The 19,302-nt window shown below is 33.9% G+C and carries 18 protein-coding genes; 1 reads left to right on the forward strand and 17 read right to left on the reverse strand.

The genetic code is table 11. The features are described from left to right. Window positions 1–250: IS3 family transposase (locus L866_RS0103360; protein WP_025729162.1), on the forward strand; the 250-nt coding region annotated here is incomplete at its 5' end. A gap of 131 nt (window positions 251–381) precedes the next feature. Here L866_RS0103360 and L866_RS0103365 read toward each other — a convergent pair. The 17 genes from L866_RS0103365 to srtB all read right to left on the reverse strand — a co-directional run bounded on the left by L866_RS0103365 (window position 382) and on the right by srtB (window position 19,272). Then, the gene (locus tag L866_RS0103365; protein WP_025729163.1) at window positions 382–1,377 is read right to left on the reverse strand and encodes an ornithine cyclodeaminase family protein; all 996 of its coding nucleotides are present in this window, start codon (window positions 1,375–1,377) and stop codon (window positions 382–384) included. Between the two features lie 14 nt (window positions 1,378–1,391). Then, the gene (locus L866_RS0103370) at window positions 1,392–2,252 is read right to left on the reverse strand and encodes a sulfite exporter TauE/SafE family protein (RefSeq protein ID WP_025729164.1); all 861 of its coding nucleotides are present in this window, start codon (window positions 2,250–2,252) and stop codon (window positions 1,392–1,394) included. A gap of 14 nt (window positions 2,253–2,266) precedes the next feature. Continuing rightward, window positions 2,267–3,049 carry a TrmB family transcriptional regulator gene (locus L866_RS0103375; protein WP_025729165.1) on the reverse strand — a complete coding sequence of 261 codons (783 nt, stop codon included), beginning with the start codon at window positions 3,047–3,049 and terminating at the stop codon, window positions 2,267–2,269. A 357-nt stretch (window positions 3,050–3,406) separates the two neighbouring features. Then, the gene (locus tag L866_RS09025; RefSeq protein WP_025729167.1) at window positions 3,407–7,507 is read right to left on the reverse strand and encodes a G5 domain-containing protein; all 4,101 of its coding nucleotides are present in this window, start codon (window positions 7,505–7,507) and stop codon (window positions 3,407–3,409) included. Window positions 7,508–7,801: 294 nt separating this feature from the next. Next, on the reverse strand, window positions 7,802–8,821 hold the full coding sequence (gene lplA / locus L866_RS0103385) for a lipoate--protein ligase (RefSeq protein WP_025729169.1): 1,020 nt from the start codon (window positions 8,819–8,821) through the stop codon (window positions 7,802–7,804). A 48-nt stretch (window positions 8,822–8,869) separates the two neighbouring features. Further along, window positions 8,870–9,760, reverse strand: a complete 891-nt coding sequence (locus L866_RS0103390) for an SIR2 family NAD-dependent protein deacylase (RefSeq protein WP_025729170.1) — start codon at window positions 9,758–9,760, stop codon at window positions 8,870–8,872. 1 nt (window position 9,761) lies between these two features. Further along, a complete protein-coding gene (locus L866_RS0103395; protein WP_025729171.1) occupies window positions 9,762–10,559 on the reverse strand; it encodes a protein-ADP-ribose hydrolase in 798 nt (265 codons plus the stop codon). Next, window positions 10,552–10,884: a glycine cleavage system H family protein gene (locus L866_RS0103400; RefSeq protein ID WP_025729173.1), complete on the reverse strand. Its 333-nt coding sequence runs from the start codon at window positions 10,882–10,884 to the stop codon at window positions 10,552–10,554. The genes L866_RS0103395 and L866_RS0103400 overlap by 8 nt, the downstream gene beginning before the upstream one ends. A gap of 44 nt (window positions 10,885–10,928) precedes the next feature. Continuing rightward, window positions 10,929–11,921: an LLM class flavin-dependent oxidoreductase gene (locus L866_RS0103405; RefSeq protein ID WP_025729175.1), complete on the reverse strand. Its 993-nt coding sequence runs from the start codon at window positions 11,919–11,921 to the stop codon at window positions 10,929–10,931. Continuing rightward, window positions 11,921–13,120 (reverse strand): NADH-dependent flavin oxidoreductase, encoded by a 1,200-nt coding sequence (locus L866_RS0103410; RefSeq protein WP_025729177.1) that lies wholly within the window; start codon window positions 13,118–13,120, stop codon window positions 11,921–11,923. Before L866_RS0103410 ends, L866_RS0103405 begins: the two co-directional genes overlap by 1 nt. Window positions 13,121–13,123: 3 nt before the next feature. Beyond that, on the reverse strand, window positions 13,124–13,951 hold the full coding sequence (locus tag L866_RS0103415) for a lipoate--protein ligase family protein (protein ID WP_025729179.1): 828 nt from the start codon (window positions 13,949–13,951) through the stop codon (window positions 13,124–13,126). A gap of 267 nt (window positions 13,952–14,218) precedes the next feature. Continuing rightward, the gene (locus L866_RS0103420) at window positions 14,219–14,818 is read right to left on the reverse strand and encodes a response regulator transcription factor (RefSeq protein ID WP_025729181.1); all 600 of its coding nucleotides are present in this window, start codon (window positions 14,816–14,818) and stop codon (window positions 14,219–14,221) included. Then, window positions 14,815–15,903, reverse strand: a complete 1,089-nt coding sequence (locus L866_RS0103425; protein WP_025729183.1) for a sensor histidine kinase — start codon at window positions 15,901–15,903, stop codon at window positions 14,815–14,817. The genes L866_RS0103420 and L866_RS0103425 overlap by 4 nt, the downstream gene beginning before the upstream one ends. Then, window positions 15,904–16,635 carry an ABC transporter permease gene (locus tag L866_RS0103430; RefSeq protein ID WP_025729185.1) on the reverse strand — a complete coding sequence of 244 codons (732 nt, stop codon included), beginning with the start codon at window positions 16,633–16,635 and terminating at the stop codon, window positions 15,904–15,906. A gap of 3 nt (window positions 16,636–16,638) precedes the next feature. Next, window positions 16,639–17,511: an ABC transporter ATP-binding protein gene (locus L866_RS0103435; protein WP_025729187.1), complete on the reverse strand. Its 873-nt coding sequence runs from the start codon at window positions 17,509–17,511 to the stop codon at window positions 16,639–16,641. Between the two features lie 158 nt (window positions 17,512–17,669). Then, complete coding sequence (locus L866_RS0103440) at window positions 17,670–18,233, reverse strand: LPXTG cell wall anchor domain-containing protein (RefSeq protein ID WP_169729069.1); 564 nt, start codon at window positions 18,231–18,233, stop codon at window positions 17,670–17,672. A 106-nt stretch (window positions 18,234–18,339) separates the two neighbouring features. Next, a complete protein-coding gene (srtB, locus tag L866_RS0103445; protein ID WP_025729191.1) occupies window positions 18,340–19,272 on the reverse strand; it encodes a class B sortase in 933 nt (310 codons plus the stop codon). Between the last annotated feature and the right edge of the window lie 30 nt (window positions 19,273–19,302).

Here is a 19,302-nt window from a genome sequence, read left to right on the forward strand (position 1 = left end):
TTATCAATATACCTCTCATGCATTCGCTCAATTTATTAAGGATCACCAAGCCATTCAAAGTATGTCACGTGTAGGAAAATGTATCGATAATGGTCCAATGGAAAACTTTTTTGGCATGCTCAAATCAGAATTATATTATTTAAATAAATATGATACATTTGAAAGTTTAACAAAAGATATTGATCAATATATTCATTTCTTTAACACTAAACGAATCACATTAAAGATGGGTTTAGCTATTCCAGCATAAAAAAACACCTATGGATGAAAAACCATAGGTGCATAAAATTTATTTTTTTACCTGTCTACTTGACAGGGAGCAGTTCACTCAATAAGAGTTCACATCTTTTTATCGATTGCTCATATGATTGATACAACGTTTTAGAAATCGATTGTTGTACCAATATTTTGTTGCATTGCTTTTTCAATAATTTGTTGAGCTGTTACTATATCTAAAACTGCAGAACCCACACTCTTAAATACTGTTACATCTTGCTCAGATGTTCTTCCTTCAATTTTATCTAGTAACAGTTCGCCTAATTCACCTGTATAATCTTCTGCTGTCATTAAACCTTCTTTAATTGGTGCTTGGATATCTCCAGCTTCAGCTAATACGCCATCTTTTGTATCAAAAATAACTGCATTCGCTTCAGTTAATAACTTAGACGGTAATTCTAACATGTCTGGTGTATAAGCGCCCATACCATTCACGTGAACACCTGGCTTTAAGTCATCTGCGTCAAATGTATTCACTTTTGAAGTCGTTACTGTTGTGACAATATCTGCTTCTAAAACAGCTTCTTTGGATGTTTTAACAGCTTTAATTTTTGTTTGGAATACACCTTGCATATCGAGTGCAAGTTCTTTAGCAAATTGTTGCGCTCGATCAAAATCAATATCAAACACTCTTAACTCGGTCAATTCTCGTGCAGTCATCATCGCAATGGCTTGTTGATAACCTTGTCCACCTGTCCCAATTAACGCCCCTATTTTTGCGTTAGTATTCGACAATTCTTCTGTCGCTGCGCCTTGGACAGCAGCTGTACGTAATTGTGTTAAGTACGTTCCATCTAAAATTGCCGAAACAATTCCTGTTTCTGGATCTAATGCGACCATTGTTGCAGGAACAGAAGGTAGATTTTTTTGAATATTATCAGGATAAACAGAAACAATTTTCACACCTAAAGCACTTTGCTCACCACTTGAAACGGCTGGCATATATAAACTTTGTCCGTTAAACTTCTCAACATTTAAGTTAGTTCTTAATGGAACATTTGCATCACCAGCTGTATAAATTTTTAATGATTCTTTCGCTGCGCGAATTGCATCAGTCATTGAAAAACATTTTTGAATATCTTCTTTTGTTAAAATTAACATGATAAAATCCTCCTTTAATTACTTTTCTTAAGCATGCCGTAAGCACTATAGAATAAGATAAAGACAACAAACCATTGTAGTAAAGAAATCTCTAAATTAGTTACAATAAAGACAGCAGCTAGCACACCAAGAACACCAAATGTTGACGTAAACAGTGTGATTTTACGACTGTATTCACCCGATTTAACAAATTGAACACTTCCTACAGGTACAGAAAATGTTGCTGCACCCATCATAATTGGAAAAGCAACCGCTGGATTTAATCCTAAAAGGTAAACTGTAATCATTGTTAAAGCATATGATCCAATACCAATATTATTTAAAGCACCAAATAATGCCAAAGCTACAGCTGCAATAATTAATTTTATTCCTTCTAATTCGGTTGCTGTACCACCACCAGGTAATAGTCCAAATTTACCGCCTAAAATAATTAACGCTGCGATAATCATCCCAATACCAATAGAAAGTTTTAATTTATCGGCTGGTAACTTAACAGCAAATTTAGCGCCAAAATATGAACCAATCATTTGACTCACAATACATACAATCAATGTTGTTATTCCTACTTGAATATTTGTTATATAGGCTAACGCCATGACTGCAACTGGAATGGTACATTGCGTGTTTAATGTACCAGGTAGTTTTTTTACACTCGTCCATTTTAACTTTGGATAAAGTGTTGTACTAATTGCAAAGTCTGAAATGCCCAATGTTGATAAGAAAAAGATAATAGCACTAGTAAATGGTAAGGCTACTGTATGAGCTGGTTCAGTCATCACCTCATTTTTATTTTTAACCAAATCTTTCACAAAAACAAATGCAAAATATGCATTAACCAATACGACTAATAATAATAATATATCTTTGAATGTCATGTTTTATCCCCCTATTAATAAATATTTCTAATTTTTTCAAAATTATTTCCATAGAATGTTTGTAACTCTTGCGTATGTTCTTTGATAATTTTTAGCGTATAAGCATCATGTTTAATATACTCTTTTGATAAAAGACGCATTGCTTGATTTTGCGTCCAAATAACATCACATACTTCATCCAACGTACCAAACAATACTTCATCATCACTCACTAAGTTAATCCATTGTCCATTCATATCTTTGACTTTATCCATTTCAAACCCATGTGAGTAGAATCGTTTAAAAGGAAGAGTGTACGTACTTTTTGTACTAAATAAGATACATACAAATTGATCTAATCTAGCTTCAGCTTTTGTTAATGCCTCTTGAATGACGTCAGTTAAACTTTCATCCCATATTTGAATGTATAAGCTTTGTTCAGCTTGATCAATCATATGGTGAACTTTTTGTAAAACGTGTTCTCTTTCGTTTAATTGCCACAACAAATCATTATTCACACTTTTTTTATGAATCTGATTCATGAACTCTTCTATTTTATTAATGTTAGTTGTAGTCGTCATTTTTAAACTTTTCACAAACTCTTCTGTGGATATGCTGGAATACAGTTTGGGTTCATTTTTATTTACTAATACAATTCCTTTTTGAATGAGTCGTTCCAAATGATTGTATACTTTAGATCTTGGAACACCTGATTTTTTACTCACTTCATATCCAGTCATTTCACCATGTTCAACCAATGTCATGTAAATATTCATTTCAGACTCTGTATAACCAAATTGTTTCATAATGCTAATCAATTTCCATTCTCTCCTTTCTTTGTTAGTAGTAGTTACTTATGGTAACTACTATATTATCTTAAAGAATCATTGTCAATCATTTTATGTGATTTTTTTAACATATCAATTTTAGTTCTTCACAATTTGTGTCTGCCTTAGATAATATGAACTAAATTTCATTAAAAAACTCAAAATTGTTTTGATACGTTCTTTTAAATAACTATTTATCAGGTGTTTTTTGATACCCTAAAAGGTGTAATTAATTTTCGGCTTTCACATGTTGTCGATGGTTCCTGCTTGTTTGTAAAACAAAAAAAGAAGATGAAATCAACTCATTCGTTGCTTCATCTTCCCTTCGTTTTCAAGGACTAATTTATTTTAATTTTTTTCTCTTTTTAATTTTTGAATCCATTTCTTAATTGTATATGCCATCGCTATAAAGGCCATTGCGTATACAGAATAGAAGGTACGAGTTTCACCTGTTTGTGGTAATTTTGCTTGTTTATTAACTACCTTATTTGTGCTTGTGTTAGAGTTCATTTTATTTTCAGTCAATGCGTTTAACTCAGATTGTTTGTTATTTCCAGACTGAGAACCATTCTCATTAATTGATCCTTGTGTCCGCTCTTTCGTTCCATACTCTACTACTGCATCAACTTTTTCTTTTAAAATAACTTCTTCTTGTTGCAATATAACCACTTCATGCTCACTATTGAGTTGGTAAGTAGTTGTTACTTGTTTTTCACCATTTTTTCCTTCAGTGATTATTTGTTCCGCTTCATCTTTATAGCGCATATTATTGGCTACTCGTTTAGTTTCGTAAGGGATTTCTACTGTTTGGACAGTTGGTTTGATTCCTACTAAAATAACTTGATTAATTGGTTCTTTTATCACGATACCATCTTTCTTTTCACCTAATTGTCCAGTTACTTGTACTTTAACTTCTCCAACTTCCAATGTTTCATCTGCTTGATAAATAATCTCAAATGGAATAGATTGTGACTCATTCATCTCATCTTGTTTCGTTTCGCCATCATTTTCTGATTGTTCTCGTTTCTTTGTACCATATTCTACCACTTGTTCAACTGGTAATTGTAAAATGTTTTCTTTTTCTTCGAGAATAACAACTTGATGGTTCTCATCTAATTGGTAAGTGGTTGTCACTGATTTTGAGCCATTAACACCTGGTGTAACAATTATTTCTTCTCCTTCAAAACGTTCATCATTTGGAATACGTTTGATTTCAAATGGAATTTCTACCACTTGGGTCGTTGGTTGAGTACCGATTAAAATAATTTGGTCAATCGCTGGAGTCACTACTTTTCCATCAATTGCTTCACCAACTCGCCCTTCTCTTTCCACTTTTTGTTCACCTTTTGGAATAGACGGATCTGCACGATATTCTGTTTTGAATGGAATTTCATTTTTTCCTTTTTGATTTTTATTAATTGCAGGTGCTCCTGTTGTTATTGAATTATTCAATGGATTAACAATACTTGTATCCAAACCTGGTGCTTTTAATCCAATCCAGTATGGTGATTTTTCATCATCTGTTAAAGTTGGTTTGTGAATACCGTCGTAGGCGTAACCGATTGTTCGACCATCAATTTGGACATGTTCAGTGTACGCTTTACCGACTGGACTTTTCTCATCAAAGTTACTTCCACCTTGTAAGAATGCTTCACTAACAGCAATTGTTCCATCTCCATTAACAGCATGACCGCCCTGTAAAGCTTGACCATATCCACCAACTGCAATTAATTTACCGTCTCCCTCAATTCGACTGTTTTTATTTAAAATAAGTGCGTCTCCACCAATTGAAGTAGTTGCAAAACGTCCGCCTCCGTATAATCCTAATTCAGAGTCTTTCGGTATAATTAATTGACTGTTTGCGGCCATTTCTAAAGCTGGTTGGCCTGTATACATTTTCCCATCTGAATGTGTTCCCGTTGCTGATTCATCACCGCGAATATACACTTTACCATCTAATTGAACTTTTCCTTCAACTTTTACGACTGGTGTGTCGATTAAACGAGCTACTCGACTATCTGTTAAGTTATTTGCATTAGAATAAATGAGTGAAGATCCTAAAATAGCGCCGTCTTTTAATATGACTTGTCCGTTAATTGATGAACCTGTTAAATACTGATTATGATGCTCATCGTAGTTCATTTGCAATTTTCCGCCTTTTTCAACGGTAATTGTTCCATAAAGTGATGAATCATAAAAATTGAGATGCCCACCATTTTTAACTAAGATATTTACACTACTTAAAATTTTCATATTTCTCAATGTTAAATTAGTATCTTTATCGACTACTAACGTTTGATGCGGTACGTGATGTTGGTCCACTGCATAACCTAATACACCATACACACCACTTTCATGCGAGCCATGCCATAATTTTAATTCCGATGGCACAGTTACTTGAGATGGTTTCGTTTTATCTGCATCTCCAAACTGCTCAATATACCATGGGGCCATATCCCATTGATATTTATCTTTGCTATTTAGTAATTTAAATTGCTCTGATTTAAATTCATCTGTTAATTTAACTTTTGATAAATCATAAACTTTAAAAGGTAATTCATTTGAAGTCTCTTTACGTCCAAGTTCATCCGCTACAGTGACACTAATTTTGTATTCCCCTGCCTTACTTGGTATACCACTTAACATCACAGAACTTTCATACGTGTTATAGAATGGTTTCATGCCCATTGTTTCATCATTAATATTGACTTTACTTTGATTATGAATTGCACGAATATTTGGTGAATCTTTTAAAAGTTTCCAATCTTCTTCTTTTGGCTTTTGATTATTTTCAGTTTCTGCCACTTGAAGCACAACATTACTATTTTTATTCATCGTTGCTGATCCAGTAGCTGAAGAAACTGCATCATATTTTTTCTGATTAACTAGAGCTGCTTCAAAGGATCCGACTAAACGTACATGTAATTGTTTATCTGTTAATTTATCAGAGTTTACAGCTTCAAATGTATTGTCTTTAATTTTTCTGAATTTACCAAGTACTTTATCATTTACGTCTTTCAAAACAATTACGCCATTTTCTTTTAACTCATTTCCTAAAAACAATTCTTTCTTGGTTGTATCTTTATAAAAAACATCATTGAATACAGCTGCTTTTGAGTCCGTTTTTCTATAAGAGATAGTACCTACCTCTACCTTTTCAATCTTTTCAAAATCTATACCACTAAATTCCAAAGAATAGATATTCGTTCCTACTTTTTTATTTTCTTTCTTTATTTCTTTTTTATTATTTTCAGATATTAGATTTGTATCCACACTAACTAAATCTCTCTTTTTTCTTTTCTTCTTTTCACTTAAAATTTCTTTTTGCTTCATTGGTATTGAGTTTTCATTATTTTTCCGAACAATTTTTTCTTCTTTTTCAACTTGTTCATTGTGCTTTATTTCCTTATTTTGTTTTAATTGATCTTCTTGCTTTACTAGCTCTTTCGCTGGTACTTGCTCTTTTACTTTTATTTCCTCTTTTACTTTTATTTCCTCTTTTTCTCTTACTTGCTCTTTTGCTTTTACTTGCTCTTTTGCTTTTACTTGCTCTTCTTGTGTTATTTCTCCTTTTCCTTCTTTACTGTTTTGTGCTTTTTCTTTGGAACTTTCCACTGATTTTGAAATTTCATTTTCTAAAGTTAAAATTTCAAATTGATTATCTTCAACTTTTTTTATTTGAGTTAATATCTTTTTATTTTCGTCTTTAAACGTAATTATCGCATCTTTTTTTATAACTTTTTCAAAAAATATATATCCATTTTCTTTATCAATATAAAATCCACCATTCGATGTTGACTGTTTATAACTAGCTTCTCTTAATTTATGCGAATCTATTTCTACTTCTTTAATTTGATTTACTAATTCTTTTGGTTCCAAGGATATATAATAAAAATCAAATACATTTGATTTCTGATGTTCATTAACTGTTTTTATTTTTAATTTATTTGATAATTTGACTGCATCAAGCATCTTTTCTTCCTTTTGCTCATTACCTAATTCATTATCTGACTTTTCAACAATTTTTGTCTCAACATCAAATATTTGTTCAAAATTTTTTTTATTTTTATTGTATTTATATTTCCCTAATAATTGATCGTCCTTATCTTTTAATTCAATTACTTTTTCATTATCAGGTTCTTGGATATAAAGTTCTCCATTTTCTTTATCAATAAAGTATTTAACTTCCTTTCCAAACACTGATAGTCTACTTGAAACAAGTTTAGCTGTTTCATTATCAACTAATACCTTGTCAATAATTAATGCTTTATCAATAGGTGTAATTTTTACTTTAAAATCAAACCCGTTTTCATATTTTAATTCTATTTTATCTTTGTTTACTTGTTTTGCCACAATATGATGATGACTTGCCCCGTTCAAACATACGAGTAATCCCGCTGCTGTGACAATTTTAAAATATTTTGATTGTTTGTTGTTTGCTTCTTTCATAGATAGCCTCCTTAAATTTGTTCGATATTAGTGTACTATATCACATTTTTTAAGTAAACTTAATTTTTATAAAAATATAAAATTTTACAATCAAATATATCTTTTATCAATAATCGCTCTAAAAAACTGATTAAAATTTACTTTTTATGTCTTTTCATCACTTATTTTTAGCATACTCATGCTATTTGTTGTGTGACAAAAACATATTGCTTTTTGAAAAGAATTTGATTTTTAATCATTTAAAATTTTAAAGCACAAAAAAACGAGCCTTTAAGACTCGTTTTAAAACTTCTATTATGAAAAAATTAATTCTACTAATTCTTCTTTAGTAATTGAACCAAAATAAATTGGCAAGTCAAGTGGCGTTAAAGCAGATAAAACATCTTCTTTTTCCATCTTTGTTCCGATTAATGCTTTTTCAACATCATGGATATCCGCTTTTCCAAAGAAATCCCCGTAAATGCGACAAGCTTCAATGCGCCCTTTTTCAATCGATAAATGAATATCAATGGTCCCTCCCGCAAATCGTGCATCGCGATGATAACTGTATTGAGGTGAGTTTCCATAATTCCATTCCCAATTTTTATATTTTGATTCGGTTAATTCATCAATTTTTTGCCAGTCTTCTTCTGTTAAGTCATAACGCTTAGCTTGATCAATATGTTCGATATCCAATAATTGACAAACCATTAAATCTTTAAATTCATCCACCGTAACCTCTTGATATTCTGGTGCTAAATGTTCCCGAATATTGCCCACTCGACTACGAACGGATTTAATTCCTTTTGATTCAATTTTCTTACGATTTGGATTTAAAACCTTTTCCATCTCATCAAAATCTACATCTAAAAGTAATGAATAGCCACCATACACACGGCCATTCGCAATGGTCATAGCAGCGCCTGAAACTTTTTTGCCATTAGCAACTAAATCGTTGCGCCCCGTCATTTCAACAGAAGTTGCACCAAGATGATGGAGTGCTTTAACAGCTGGCTCATAAGCTCGTTTAAAATCACCAAAGATACCATTGTCATTAATTAAATAACAAATATTAACGGCTCCTGAATCAACATAAACTGCTCCGCCACCAGTGTCACGACGAACAACTGGAATATGATGTTCTTTTAAATAATCTTGATTAGTTTCAACTACGGCATTTTGATACCGACCAATTTCTACTTTAGGATCACAGTAATAAGGGAATAAAATATCATCATCTAAGAAGATATTTTGTTGGACGTAAACTTGCATCGCTAAAGCGACAGCACCATCAGTGATACGTTTTCCATTGCGTATTGGTTCAATTAAGTACATGGTATTCTCCTTTTGGGTTTAAAATTTTTGATTATTTAAGTGAACGATTTATTGTACATGCGCGTTAAAATAATATGCTTTTGTTTCATTAAGTAGCGTTGCAATATGTTGAGTCAACTCGATACTTTGTTTGCGAATAGGTTGTGGCAGCCGATAATGCTTATGATTTAACGTTACAAATAAAGCGTCTGGATTATCTGCCACTCGTTTCCAAAACGGATGCTTAATAAATTGTGGCGTTGTGTGACCAACACCAATCTCTAAATAGAGTACTCGACCTGTCTCATGTTGCGAGAGAAATGACTCATACCTTTGTTGTTGTGCATCAAAATCAGCATCTTCCACCATCCCTTTTTCTTCATTGCGTTTGTTGATTTCAAAAGGTGCATGGCATTTTGGACAGTGTGGAACCAAATGACTTGGTATTTTCATATCTTGTTGTTCCTTAATCATTTGTCGAATGAGTGAATCATCTCGATAAGTTTGTTGATGACAATGTTCACTACATTGCCACAACCCATATTCTCCTTGAATGTGAAAGACCTTTCCTGGATCATAATCGGTGATCCAAAAAGCATTATCCGCATTAGTCGTAATCACATGATAAGGCTTCGTTTCCAGTATTTGACGCAAATCAATATAAGAAGGTCCGATTGGTTGATCTAAATAATTTAAAGCAACAAACCGACTTTGAAAAGCCCAATACTCTTCCCAATCTTCAAATGAATGCAAGCTTGCTTGTAACATGTCGAGAAAATGATATTTTTCAATAAAATCTGGAAAAGCCGTTTCAAAGCGAGATCCAATATACGTAAATCCGTCAGCTGCAGACATCCCGGCCCCAATTCCGACGACAAGCGCATCGGATTCATGGATCAATTGTGCTAACTGTTCTGCTTGATTCAAATGAGTATTTGAAAGAGTGTGCCATATTGTCATTTTATTCCTCCTTTCTTAACAATTGATGATAATAACGTTTATCTTCTTGAGTGAACGTATTAAAAATAACGTTTATTTTGTCATCATGTGTCCTTAACCACTGTTTTACCGTATCGACAGCAATCGTAGCCGCAAGCTGTTTTGGAAAAGCAAACTCCCCCGTCGAAATGGCACAAAAAGCTAATGAATGTAATCCCTCTTTTAACGCTAAGTCTAAACACGATTGATAACATCGTTTTAATAAATCTTGTCTTATCGCAGAAACTTTTCGACCGGGTTGAACGCTTGGACCGACCGTATGAATAATGTGCGATGCCGGTAAATGATAGGCTTTTGTTATTTTCGCCTGTCCAACTGGTTCTTTTCTACCTTGTACAGTCATTAAATGGTGGCAAGCTAAGCGTAAGCGAACACCCGCATATGTATGAATGGCATTATCAATGCACCCATGATTTGGAATAAAACAGCCAATCATCTCACTATTTGCCGCATTGACAATCCCATCCACTTCTAAATGTCTAATATCGCCATGATAGGTATAAATATTAGGATGATTGGTTATATGACATTCTGCTAATTGAATCGGCTGATATTGATGATGATACTGCGTTAAAAAAGTGTCTTCTAAGGACAAATATTCTGAAGATACATTAACTGGTGGTCGGATATTAATTAATTCCCGCCACATTCGCTCCCGTTCTCGTATAGTTGAAGGTAACGCCTCTTCTACCAAACGACTGCCTTGTTCCAACTTGAGCAGTTGAATCATCTGTTTAAGCAAATCAAATGTATTAAGCATCTTCTAGCGCTTCAAATGACGCAACATCTACATCTGTTAACTTCACAATCCAATGTTCTTCAGCTTTTTCAGAGTTTAACAAAGTAGGGGTCATAATAGCTGCTTCATTACGTTCAACAATGGTTCCTGCTAACGGTGATAAAATCCCCATAACGGTTTTAGAAGCCTCTATGTTAAGCAATGTATCATCAACTGCTACATGAGTCGCTTCAGAAAATTCTGCATAACCCACTGTTCCTACATCGTCTTGTAGTTCAGGTGTCATACTAATTGTATAAAGGTCTCCTTCTTTTTCAATTAACAAATAATTGGCCATTTTTTTCATCATTAATCCATTCCTTCCTTTTTTAAGATTGAATTCTTTTGTAACTATTTATAAAGCTGAGCTAATAATTCTAGTGAGCGTATCCGTTGATCAACTGTTGGCACAAGTGGTATCACAAGTACCTCATTCGCTTGCGCAGCTTGAATGAGTGTATCCAATTGTTCTTTAACACGTTCTGGTCCACCGATAATCATACGTTCTCGATTAGCTTTGATGGTCACTCGTTGTAAATCCGTTAACTGATAATTACCTACATCCTGTTTGTCAGGATACTTTTCAAATTCATTGAAGACTTGGTTACCTAACATCCACAAGTCCAATGATTGCGCCATTTTTTCAGCCACTTCATCGGTATCGCCAATTACGATAAACGCAGCAACCATTAGCTGTGGATTCGGACAATGAGCTGTTGGTCTAAAATGGTTAAAATATGTTTGAGATACTTTTGGTGCTTCAATTAGCGGATTTTTCTGCATATAAGGGAATACACCAAACGTATAGCCCATTCCTAACTCACCCGCCCATTGTGCAGTTTGTTCGCTATTACTTAGCGTCCACATTTGAGGCATTGTTTCAACAAGTGGCGTCACACGTACTGGTAATTGAGGTGCTATCGGAACAGTTAAATATCTTTGTATTGTCGCTAATACTTCTGGATAATCGCTTTTAGTATGAATACTATTTAATGCGCGATGAACAGGATGACTACCTAAAAAACTACCCATTCCTAAATCAATTCGGTTCGGATGAATAGCTTCCAAGGTTTTAAAGTTTTCAGCTATTTTATAACTACTGTAATGTAAAGCCATCACGCCACCAGACCCAATACGAATGTGTTGTGTTCGATCCGCAAGATGCATCATTAATACTTCTGGACTACTTGTTGAAAACGCTGATATATTATGGTGTTCAGCTACCCAAAAACGCTGATATCCAAGTTGCTCTGCTCTTTGAGCCAATCGAACCGTATCTTTTAATGCATCACGAGCTGTTTTTCCTTTAACCACTACACCGTAATCCAGTACACTTAATTCCATCATGAACGCTCCTTATAGTTTGATTCAAGCGAACGAAATAGCGTACGCGCTTCTTGGGGTAAAGATTCTCCATAATCCATTAATGGAACAATATCTTTAAAAGACGCTGATGGAATAGCTAACTGTTCCAAATCTTCCAATCGAATTTTTAATTGGATCATGTCCTCTTCCCCGTTCATCATTTTTACCACAAATTCAGGGTCCACAACTAAGGGAGTCGAGGCACCAATGAAATCCGTATGAGCTAAAGCTTCCATTGCTTTCTCTGGTGTATTGATCCCGCCAGTCGCCATAACAGGTAATCGGCCTTTAAAATGTTCCCAAACGACCTGATTCACTAACGCTCCTTGAACCGGCCCTTTTGCTCGAATTTTATTTCGAAAAGCATCATGTCCCCAACTTGCAATAGCTAAATAATCTAAATGCGCTACCTCTAACGCCCATTCTACAAATTGAATGAATTCATCAACTGTATAGCCAATCGAATCTCCTCTCGTTTCTTCCGGTGTTCCTCGAAAGCCTAGGATAAAATTTTCAGGTGCTTCTTCTGTTATAACTGACTGAACGGCGCGTAACACATCCAACCCTATTTTTGATCGAGTCACTAAGCTTTGCACACCATATTCATCGGTTCGTTGATTCGAAAAGGTTGAGAAAAAAGTTTGTATTAACAATCTTTGAGCAGAAGATATTTCTACCCCATCAAATCCTGCCGCAATTGCACGCCGTGTCGCCTGAGCATAACGTTCGACAATCGCTTCGATTTGTTCGACAGATAACGCTTTAACTTCATGCGGTTGAGGCGCGTTTAAGCGCATTGGGCTCGGTCCATAAACAAACCCATATTTCTTCAATGTATGCGTTGAAAAACGTCCTGCATGTGTCAATTGTAAAATTGCTTTTCCACCTTTGGATTTCATCGCTTGTGCTAATTTTTTTAGCCCAGGAATATCTTCATCTTTAGCTGAACTAAACCCATATTCAAATAATTGGCCGTATTCGTCAACATAAGCTGCCCCAGTAATTTGCAGATGAGCTGACGCGGCTCTTCGGGCTGCGTACTGAATGTCATCTTCTGTCACTAAACCATGAGCTGTTGAGGAATTCGTAACCATGGGTGATAATACGAAGCGATGTTTTAAAACAGTGCCATTAGGTAGCACTAATGGTCTAAATAATGATTTAAAACGCTCGTCCATAATTTATTCCTTTCTAATTGATTGATTCATTCGTTGATAAAACTGACTAAAAGACGTCACATATTGAGCTTGAGGTTGCCAATCTTGATAATCAAAGCCAATCTGTTTCAGTGCTCGTTTTAACCGTTCAACAACTATTGATACCGTTAAAGTCGAGTCTAACAATTCACTTAAGTTAGCCATACACATCGGATCAACTACTGGATAACGAGTTCCTGCTTGCTCTTCCTGCAATCCTTCTCGATAAAATGCTGCAATCATTTGTCCACGCTTCATTTGATCGCCATTTACACTCATATATATGGACACCACAATTCCTTTTTTGATTCGACGTTGCGCAATTCCAGCAAATTTTTTGCCATCAATACTTAAATCATAGCGGCCTGGACAATAGGACTGCTCTATTTCATAACAGTCAATTTTTTTCGAAAAATCAGAAAACATTACTCGGACTAATCGAACCATCATCTGATAGGCTTCATCAATAGTAATGCGTTCCTCCAATTGATCTGGAATAATGAGAGAAAAGTTTAACACACCTTTATCAGCAACTACTGCCAATCCACCTATATTTCGGATAATAGGACGATAATTCTGTTGTTCAATAGTATGTAATGCTCCTTGAATATGAGGAAGTCTTTTATCCGCCATACCAAGAATCACCGTTCTCTCCATTGGCCAAATATGTACAATCATTTGATTAGTTTCTTCATTTATTTGACGAATAAACGTTTCAGTCCACGCAAATGGCGCAAATGCTCGTTCCTTATCTGAGATAGCTTCTTGATAAATACGAACCGGCAATGACGTCAAATTTTCTAATTTTGACATAAGTGTCACCTCTTTCTCCGGTAGGTTTTCTATTAACATTTTACCTAAAAAAACTCAATATAACAATTATGATATGTATAGCGTTTTCATTATTTTTTAATATTGTATTTAATATGGAAAAATTTATAAAAAATTAGATTCATACTTTTTAATTCAACCATAATAGCGTATAAAATAAAAACTTAGACCAATCAAACTTTTCCAAACCAAAAAAGAAGGTGGTACCTCATCTACCACCTTCTTTTAACTTAGACTAATTTATAATGTTTAAATCCAATTATTTTCTCGTGGAATTCGAACAGCGTCCATACGATTTTCTGCTTCTAATTTTTGAATAATATTACTCACGTAATTGCGGACAGTACCATTTGATAAATGCAATTGCTCAGCAATTTCTTTATTCGATAGTCCTTGAGCAACTATTTTGAGTAATTCTTCTTCAGAGTGATTGAGCGGCCGATGATCCTTTAACATTATATCCATTAACTCAGGCGAATATTCTTTTCGTCCTGCTAATACGTTACGAATGGTCTGCATTAATTCATCAATTGACCGTTCTTTCAAAACATAAGCGTCTACTCCTGCTTTAACTGCTCGTTCAAAATAACCTGGTCGTTTAAATGTCGTTATAATAATAACTTTAGTATTTAAGGATGTTGTTTTAACCCATTCTAATACGTCTAAGCCTGTTTGTTCTGGCATTTCTACATCTAGTATGGCTACATCGATTAATTCGCGTTGCAATAGCTCTTTAGCCTCTACACCGTTAGCTGCAGGCCAGACTTGCTCGACTTCCTCTTGAAAAGTCAACAATTGACATAATGCATCGCGTAACATACTTTGATCTTCGGCTACTAAAATTTTCATGAGTTTTCCTCCATTGGAATCATAAGGCGAAAATGTGTCGGATTTTTTAAAGAAATCACTTCTAGTGTCGCTTGCATCGTCACTAATCGATTTTTTACCGCTTGCAATTCATTTCCTCTCCACTCTCTAAATCCTATACCGTTATCCTGATAATCTAAAATCAATTGATGTTTTTGTTGATTAAAATGCAATTGACATTGCGTTGCCTGACTGTGCTTAATCAAATTAGTCATGAATTCTCTTAGAATCATTGCTAATTTTCCTTGTTTTTCGAGTGATAACTGCTGAGGCAATGAACGATTAGTAATTATTAATTCAACATTCGCCATTTCTAACATGTTACTTAAAATGACTAGTTCTTCTTCAACTTGATGATTTTTAAGCGAATGAACAATAGATCGGATATCATTCATCGTCTGTTTAGATATTACTAAAATTTCATTCGCTTCTTTTTTAGCTTGATCTAATTGTTCGTGCTCTATTAATGTTTTCAGTAACTCGGATTTTACCGATAGTAATGCAAAAACATGGCCAAGTGTATCATGTAAGTCTTGACCAATTCGATTGCGTTCATTATCAGCTAATAACAAATTAATTGATTCATTTTTTTTTATTAATTCATCTTTTTGTCGCTTATAATTAGCTTCTTTTTTAAAAAAATACAACATACTGCAATTAAATAAGGGAATTAAAATAACAATCATTCGCACAAATGTATCCTCAATATTCCATAAGCCGACTATGACAATCATTAAAATCGTCAATAAATAGGATAGCATGCGAAAAGATTTCAATGAATCTTTGAAACGAAACGCTAGTAGCGAATTAAAATAAAATAAAAACCAAATCATTGAATATTCTATACACAAAGTCATATATAATACGTACAGAATCATATAGGTCCAAGTTAGATTGATTTTCCATTCACTCTTTCCAAATATGGTGTACAAATAACTTAAAACAAATCCTAGTGTCAAAAAAAGTGAATAAGTTGGATAAGTTTGGGTGATTGCACCAACAACTGGGAATGCAATAAAGACTAAATTTATGTAGTAAAGAGGATGTTTCAACTGAACGTAATCCATTTAATTGACCTCACGTTTTTGTTTAATGCGAATGGCTAATGCTGCAATAATTATCGCATACACTAAAACGATTAGTAAAGACTTTGTAGCTATATTTTCTTGTGAAATATAGCTCGTTATAAAGTGATTAACGTGATAACTTGGTGTTAATTTAGAAATAGCTTGTACCCCTTTTGGAAATAAAGAAATAGGCCACCATGATCCACCGATAATGGCTAGACCTAAAAAACTAATATTGCTGACAATCGACATCACTTGTTGCTTATTAATTTGACTAATTAATAAGCCGATTGCAAGATATACTGAACTTGTCAATAATAAAAATAAAGCACTTATAAGCCATTTATTGACAGACAATTCTACCCCACGAGCAAAAGCACCCGCAAAGAAAGTCACTACAATCGAAACTGAAAAATAAATGATCACTCGAATGATTTTTGATAAATAGTATTGACTCATTTTTAATGGTGAATGCTCGATATATTTTAAATAGTGATTATTCAAATCTTCTTTTAATAGCACTGGAAAAGTAAATAGTGCAAACGAAGACATAGAAAATGATGTCATCGTCAACATATATTCTCTAATAAATTTTTGTTTTAACACGGCGTTTTCAAAATTGTTAGTCGACGAAAAAAATAAAAAGAAAGCTAGAGGCATACCGACTGACATAATAAACACTGGCCAATTGCGTCGTATTTGAATCCATTCCATTTTTAATAAAGCACTCATTTTTTAATCCTCCCGTGTTGTGTCAAATAGCGTATTTAACAACGTCTTATTTTGAATTTCCAAATCATTTATAGTACAACCTGCTACCTGTAATTTTGAAAATATATCTTCCATCTGATTCGTCTTAAATTGAATAAATTCTTTCGATACTTTTAAATCTTCAATAAAATCAAACGTTTGAACAACTGATAAAAATTTAATAGGTACTGTTACTAGTTTACTTGTTTCCTCTTTACGCATCATATAAGGCGTTGTATCTCGTATTAACTGACCTTGATGAAGCACTAAAATACGATCAGCAGTATGCTCGACTTCTTCAATATAGTGACTAGAATACACAATCGTTACACCTTGCTTTTTCAATTGTTGAACAATTTCCCAAAAACGTTGGCGAGTTGTTGTATCCATCCCTGCTGTTGGTTCATCTAAAAACAACATATTAGGTTGCCCGATTAAACACAAAACAAAGGCTAATAAGCGTTTTTGTCCACCTGATAATTTGTCGGCTAGCTGATTTTCTTGATTTGAAGTGAATTGCAATAACGCCCGTACTTCCTCTAGACTTAATGGGCGATCATGAATCGATTGAAAAAATTGAATTAATTCATTCACTTTAAAATCTGTGGGAATGACATTATCTTGCATTAACACAGCTACTTGTTTTTTATTACTAACTGTTTTTGGTGATTGTTGATGAATGAGAATCTTTCCTCCATTAATTTTCTTATCTCCTAACATACACGATAGTAGCGTTGTTTTACCTGCTCCATTTTGTCCAATTAACGCCACACATTCTCCTGGATTAATTTTAAATGTAATATCTTGAAGAATGTTTTTATTATTTATCACTTTTTTAACATGTTCTACTTCAATCATTTGTATCCCTCCAATCAATCGATGAGTAAATTATATAATGAATCACATGCGATAACTAATCACACCTGTCATTACTTCACATGACAAATGTCACATAATTTAAATGAATCATTTGTAAATAGCAAAAAAAGAGAAGCAACTAAGCTTCTCTTTTTTGTTCATTCCTTTGAATCAATCTTTAAATGTGTTTCGTCACCATTTATTGGTTCTAAATCTTCTTTATTTCTTTTTTTTAAAAGAAACATAAGATAGCCTAAGAATACAAAACTTACTCCAATTAAAATGTTCCCCATTTCTATCTCACCTGTTTGTGGTAAGAACCCCAAATGTTTATGAGCTATTTTTTTAGGGATATGATACGTTGGATAAAAATTAGTGGATTCTACTTTGTAATGTTCACTATTCACTAACATCATTTCTTTCACTTCAAGATGAGTTCCCGAACCTGTAACTGTTATACGCCATTCGTAAACTTCTTGATCAGGCGTTAAATAGTCAATCGACTCATTATCTTTTTGATAAACTCGATAATAATATTCACCGGCTTTTTTGATTGGTAAATGAATGAATCGTTCTTCATTTCCAGTAAGATAAAAGACAAATTGCTCATGTGCACTTTGTGGCAACGGTGCATCAGGAGTAATCGGTTCGATGACGTACTTTAATCGATCATTAGGTGTACTATACTCATGATTTACCGTGACCTTTTGTTTTACAGTCATACTGACAGGCAATTCAAGGGCAAATATTTTATTTGAATGAAAGGAAAGAGCCAAAAACGTCATCAAAATTGCACATAACGTTTGCCTTATGAAAACGTTATATCGTTTATTTTTGTACAATTGGATTGGCCTCCTCTCCTTTTTTCTTTCGTTGAATCTTATCATAAATGAAGTATATAGTTACTAATACAAGCCATAGTACAATTAAAACAAATAAGACATTCATACGGTAAGCTCGTTTAATCAATGAACTTAATTGATGATTCGATTTCGTTTCTGGATAGGGATTGCCAACGACTTGATCTGTTAAGCGACCAATTAGAATGTATCGTCCATTTGTAATGGTCAAATCACATGTGTCCAAGACGACTAAACGATCTTCTTCTTTAAAATCGATAGGCCTTGAATAAGTTGCCCCCTCATAAATATGTTCAATTAGTCCTTGCTTATCTTCGCTCGACTTAGCTGTGGAAAGAATAGTTTGGTCTGTTCCAACTGTTTTTAAATAGGCAAAAAATTCAATACCTAGACTTTTTTGTCCTGTTCGATGAATTGCCCCATATTGATGTGTGTCAAAGAATTCTTTTGATTTAAATCGTTCGACATCGCCAAACATCTTTCGCTCTGCCATATAATGTCCGTATAAAATATTTTGAAAATCCGAAAAATCTTGATTATTTCGAGCGTCTAAAAAAATGCTACCAGCTGTTGAAAAGTCGCCCAGGACTGTTTTGTTTAAGTATTCCCAATTGTCTTCACCTTGGACAATTGGATAGTCTATTTTGGTGCCATATACATCAATCCAGCCAATAACATCTTCATTAATGTTTTTCAATTCATCTAAGGAAAGATTGTCTTCCTTATTCGGCTTATAAACAGTGTATTGATCGCTGCTGGCGATTGTCATCACTTGATGTGTATCCCAAAAAGCATATGCACCAATGAATAGCGCTAATAAAGATAAAATCAAAATTACATAATCTAATCCTCTTGAAACCCTTCGAATCATTCGAATTTTCTTTTTTTGCTGATTGGTCAATTATTCCGACCACCCTTCAATCGCTGAAGA

The sequence above is a fragment of the Atopobacter phocae ATCC BAA-285 genome (assembly GCF_000526675.1).
Taxonomy (GTDB): Bacteria; Bacillota; Bacilli; order Lactobacillales; family Aerococcaceae; genus Atopobacter; species Atopobacter phocae.

Bases quoted from the DNA above. Each gene is read 5' to 3' on its own strand.
- L866_RS0103365 (WP_025729163.1), bottom strand. From the start codon at position 1,377: ATGTTAATTTTAACAAAAGAAGATATTCAAAAATGTTTTTCAATGACT.
- L866_RS0103370 (WP_025729164.1), bottom strand. From the start codon at position 2,252: ATGACATTCAAAGATATATTATTATTATTAGTCGTATTGGTTAATGCA.
- L866_RS09025 (WP_025729167.1), bottom strand. From the start codon at position 7,507: ATGAAAGAAGCAAACAACAAACAATCAAAATATTTTAAAATTGTCACA.
- lplA (WP_025729169.1), bottom strand. From the start codon at position 8,821: ATGTACTTAATTGAACCAATACGCAATGGAAAACGTATCACTGATGGT.
- L866_RS0103390 (WP_025729170.1), bottom strand. From the start codon at position 9,760: ATGACAATATGGCACACTCTTTCAAATACTCATTTGAATCAAGCAGAA.
- L866_RS0103395 (WP_025729171.1), bottom strand. From the start codon at position 10,559: ATGCTTAATACATTTGATTTGCTTAAACAGATGATTCAACTGCTCAAG.
- L866_RS0103400 (WP_025729173.1), bottom strand. From the start codon at position 10,884: ATGAAAAAAATGGCCAATTATTTGTTAATTGAAAAAGAAGGAGACCTT.
- L866_RS0103405 (WP_025729175.1), bottom strand. From the start codon at position 11,921: ATGGAATTAAGTGTACTGGATTACGGTGTAGTGGTTAAAGGAAAAACA.
- L866_RS0103410 (WP_025729177.1), bottom strand. From the start codon at position 13,120: ATGGACGAGCGTTTTAAATCATTATTTAGACCATTAGTGCTACCTAAT.
- L866_RS0103415 (WP_025729179.1), bottom strand. From the start codon at position 13,951: ATGTCAAAATTAGAAAATTTGACGTCATTGCCGGTTCGTATTTATCAA.
- L866_RS0103420 (WP_025729181.1), bottom strand. From the start codon at position 14,818: ATGAAAATTTTAGTAGCCGAAGATCAAAGTATGTTACGCGATGCATTA.
- L866_RS0103425 (WP_025729183.1), bottom strand. From the start codon at position 15,903: ATGGATTACGTTCAGTTGAAACATCCTCTTTACTACATAAATTTAGTC.
- L866_RS0103430 (WP_025729185.1), bottom strand. From the start codon at position 16,635: ATGAGTGCTTTATTAAAAATGGAATGGATTCAAATACGACGCAATTGG.
- L866_RS0103435 (WP_025729187.1), bottom strand. From the start codon at position 17,511: ATGATTGAAGTAGAACATGTTAAAAAAGTGATAAATAATAAAAACATT.
- L866_RS0103440 (WP_169729069.1), bottom strand. From the start codon at position 18,233: ATGACTGTAAAACAAAAGGTCACGGTAAATCATGAGTATAGTACACCT.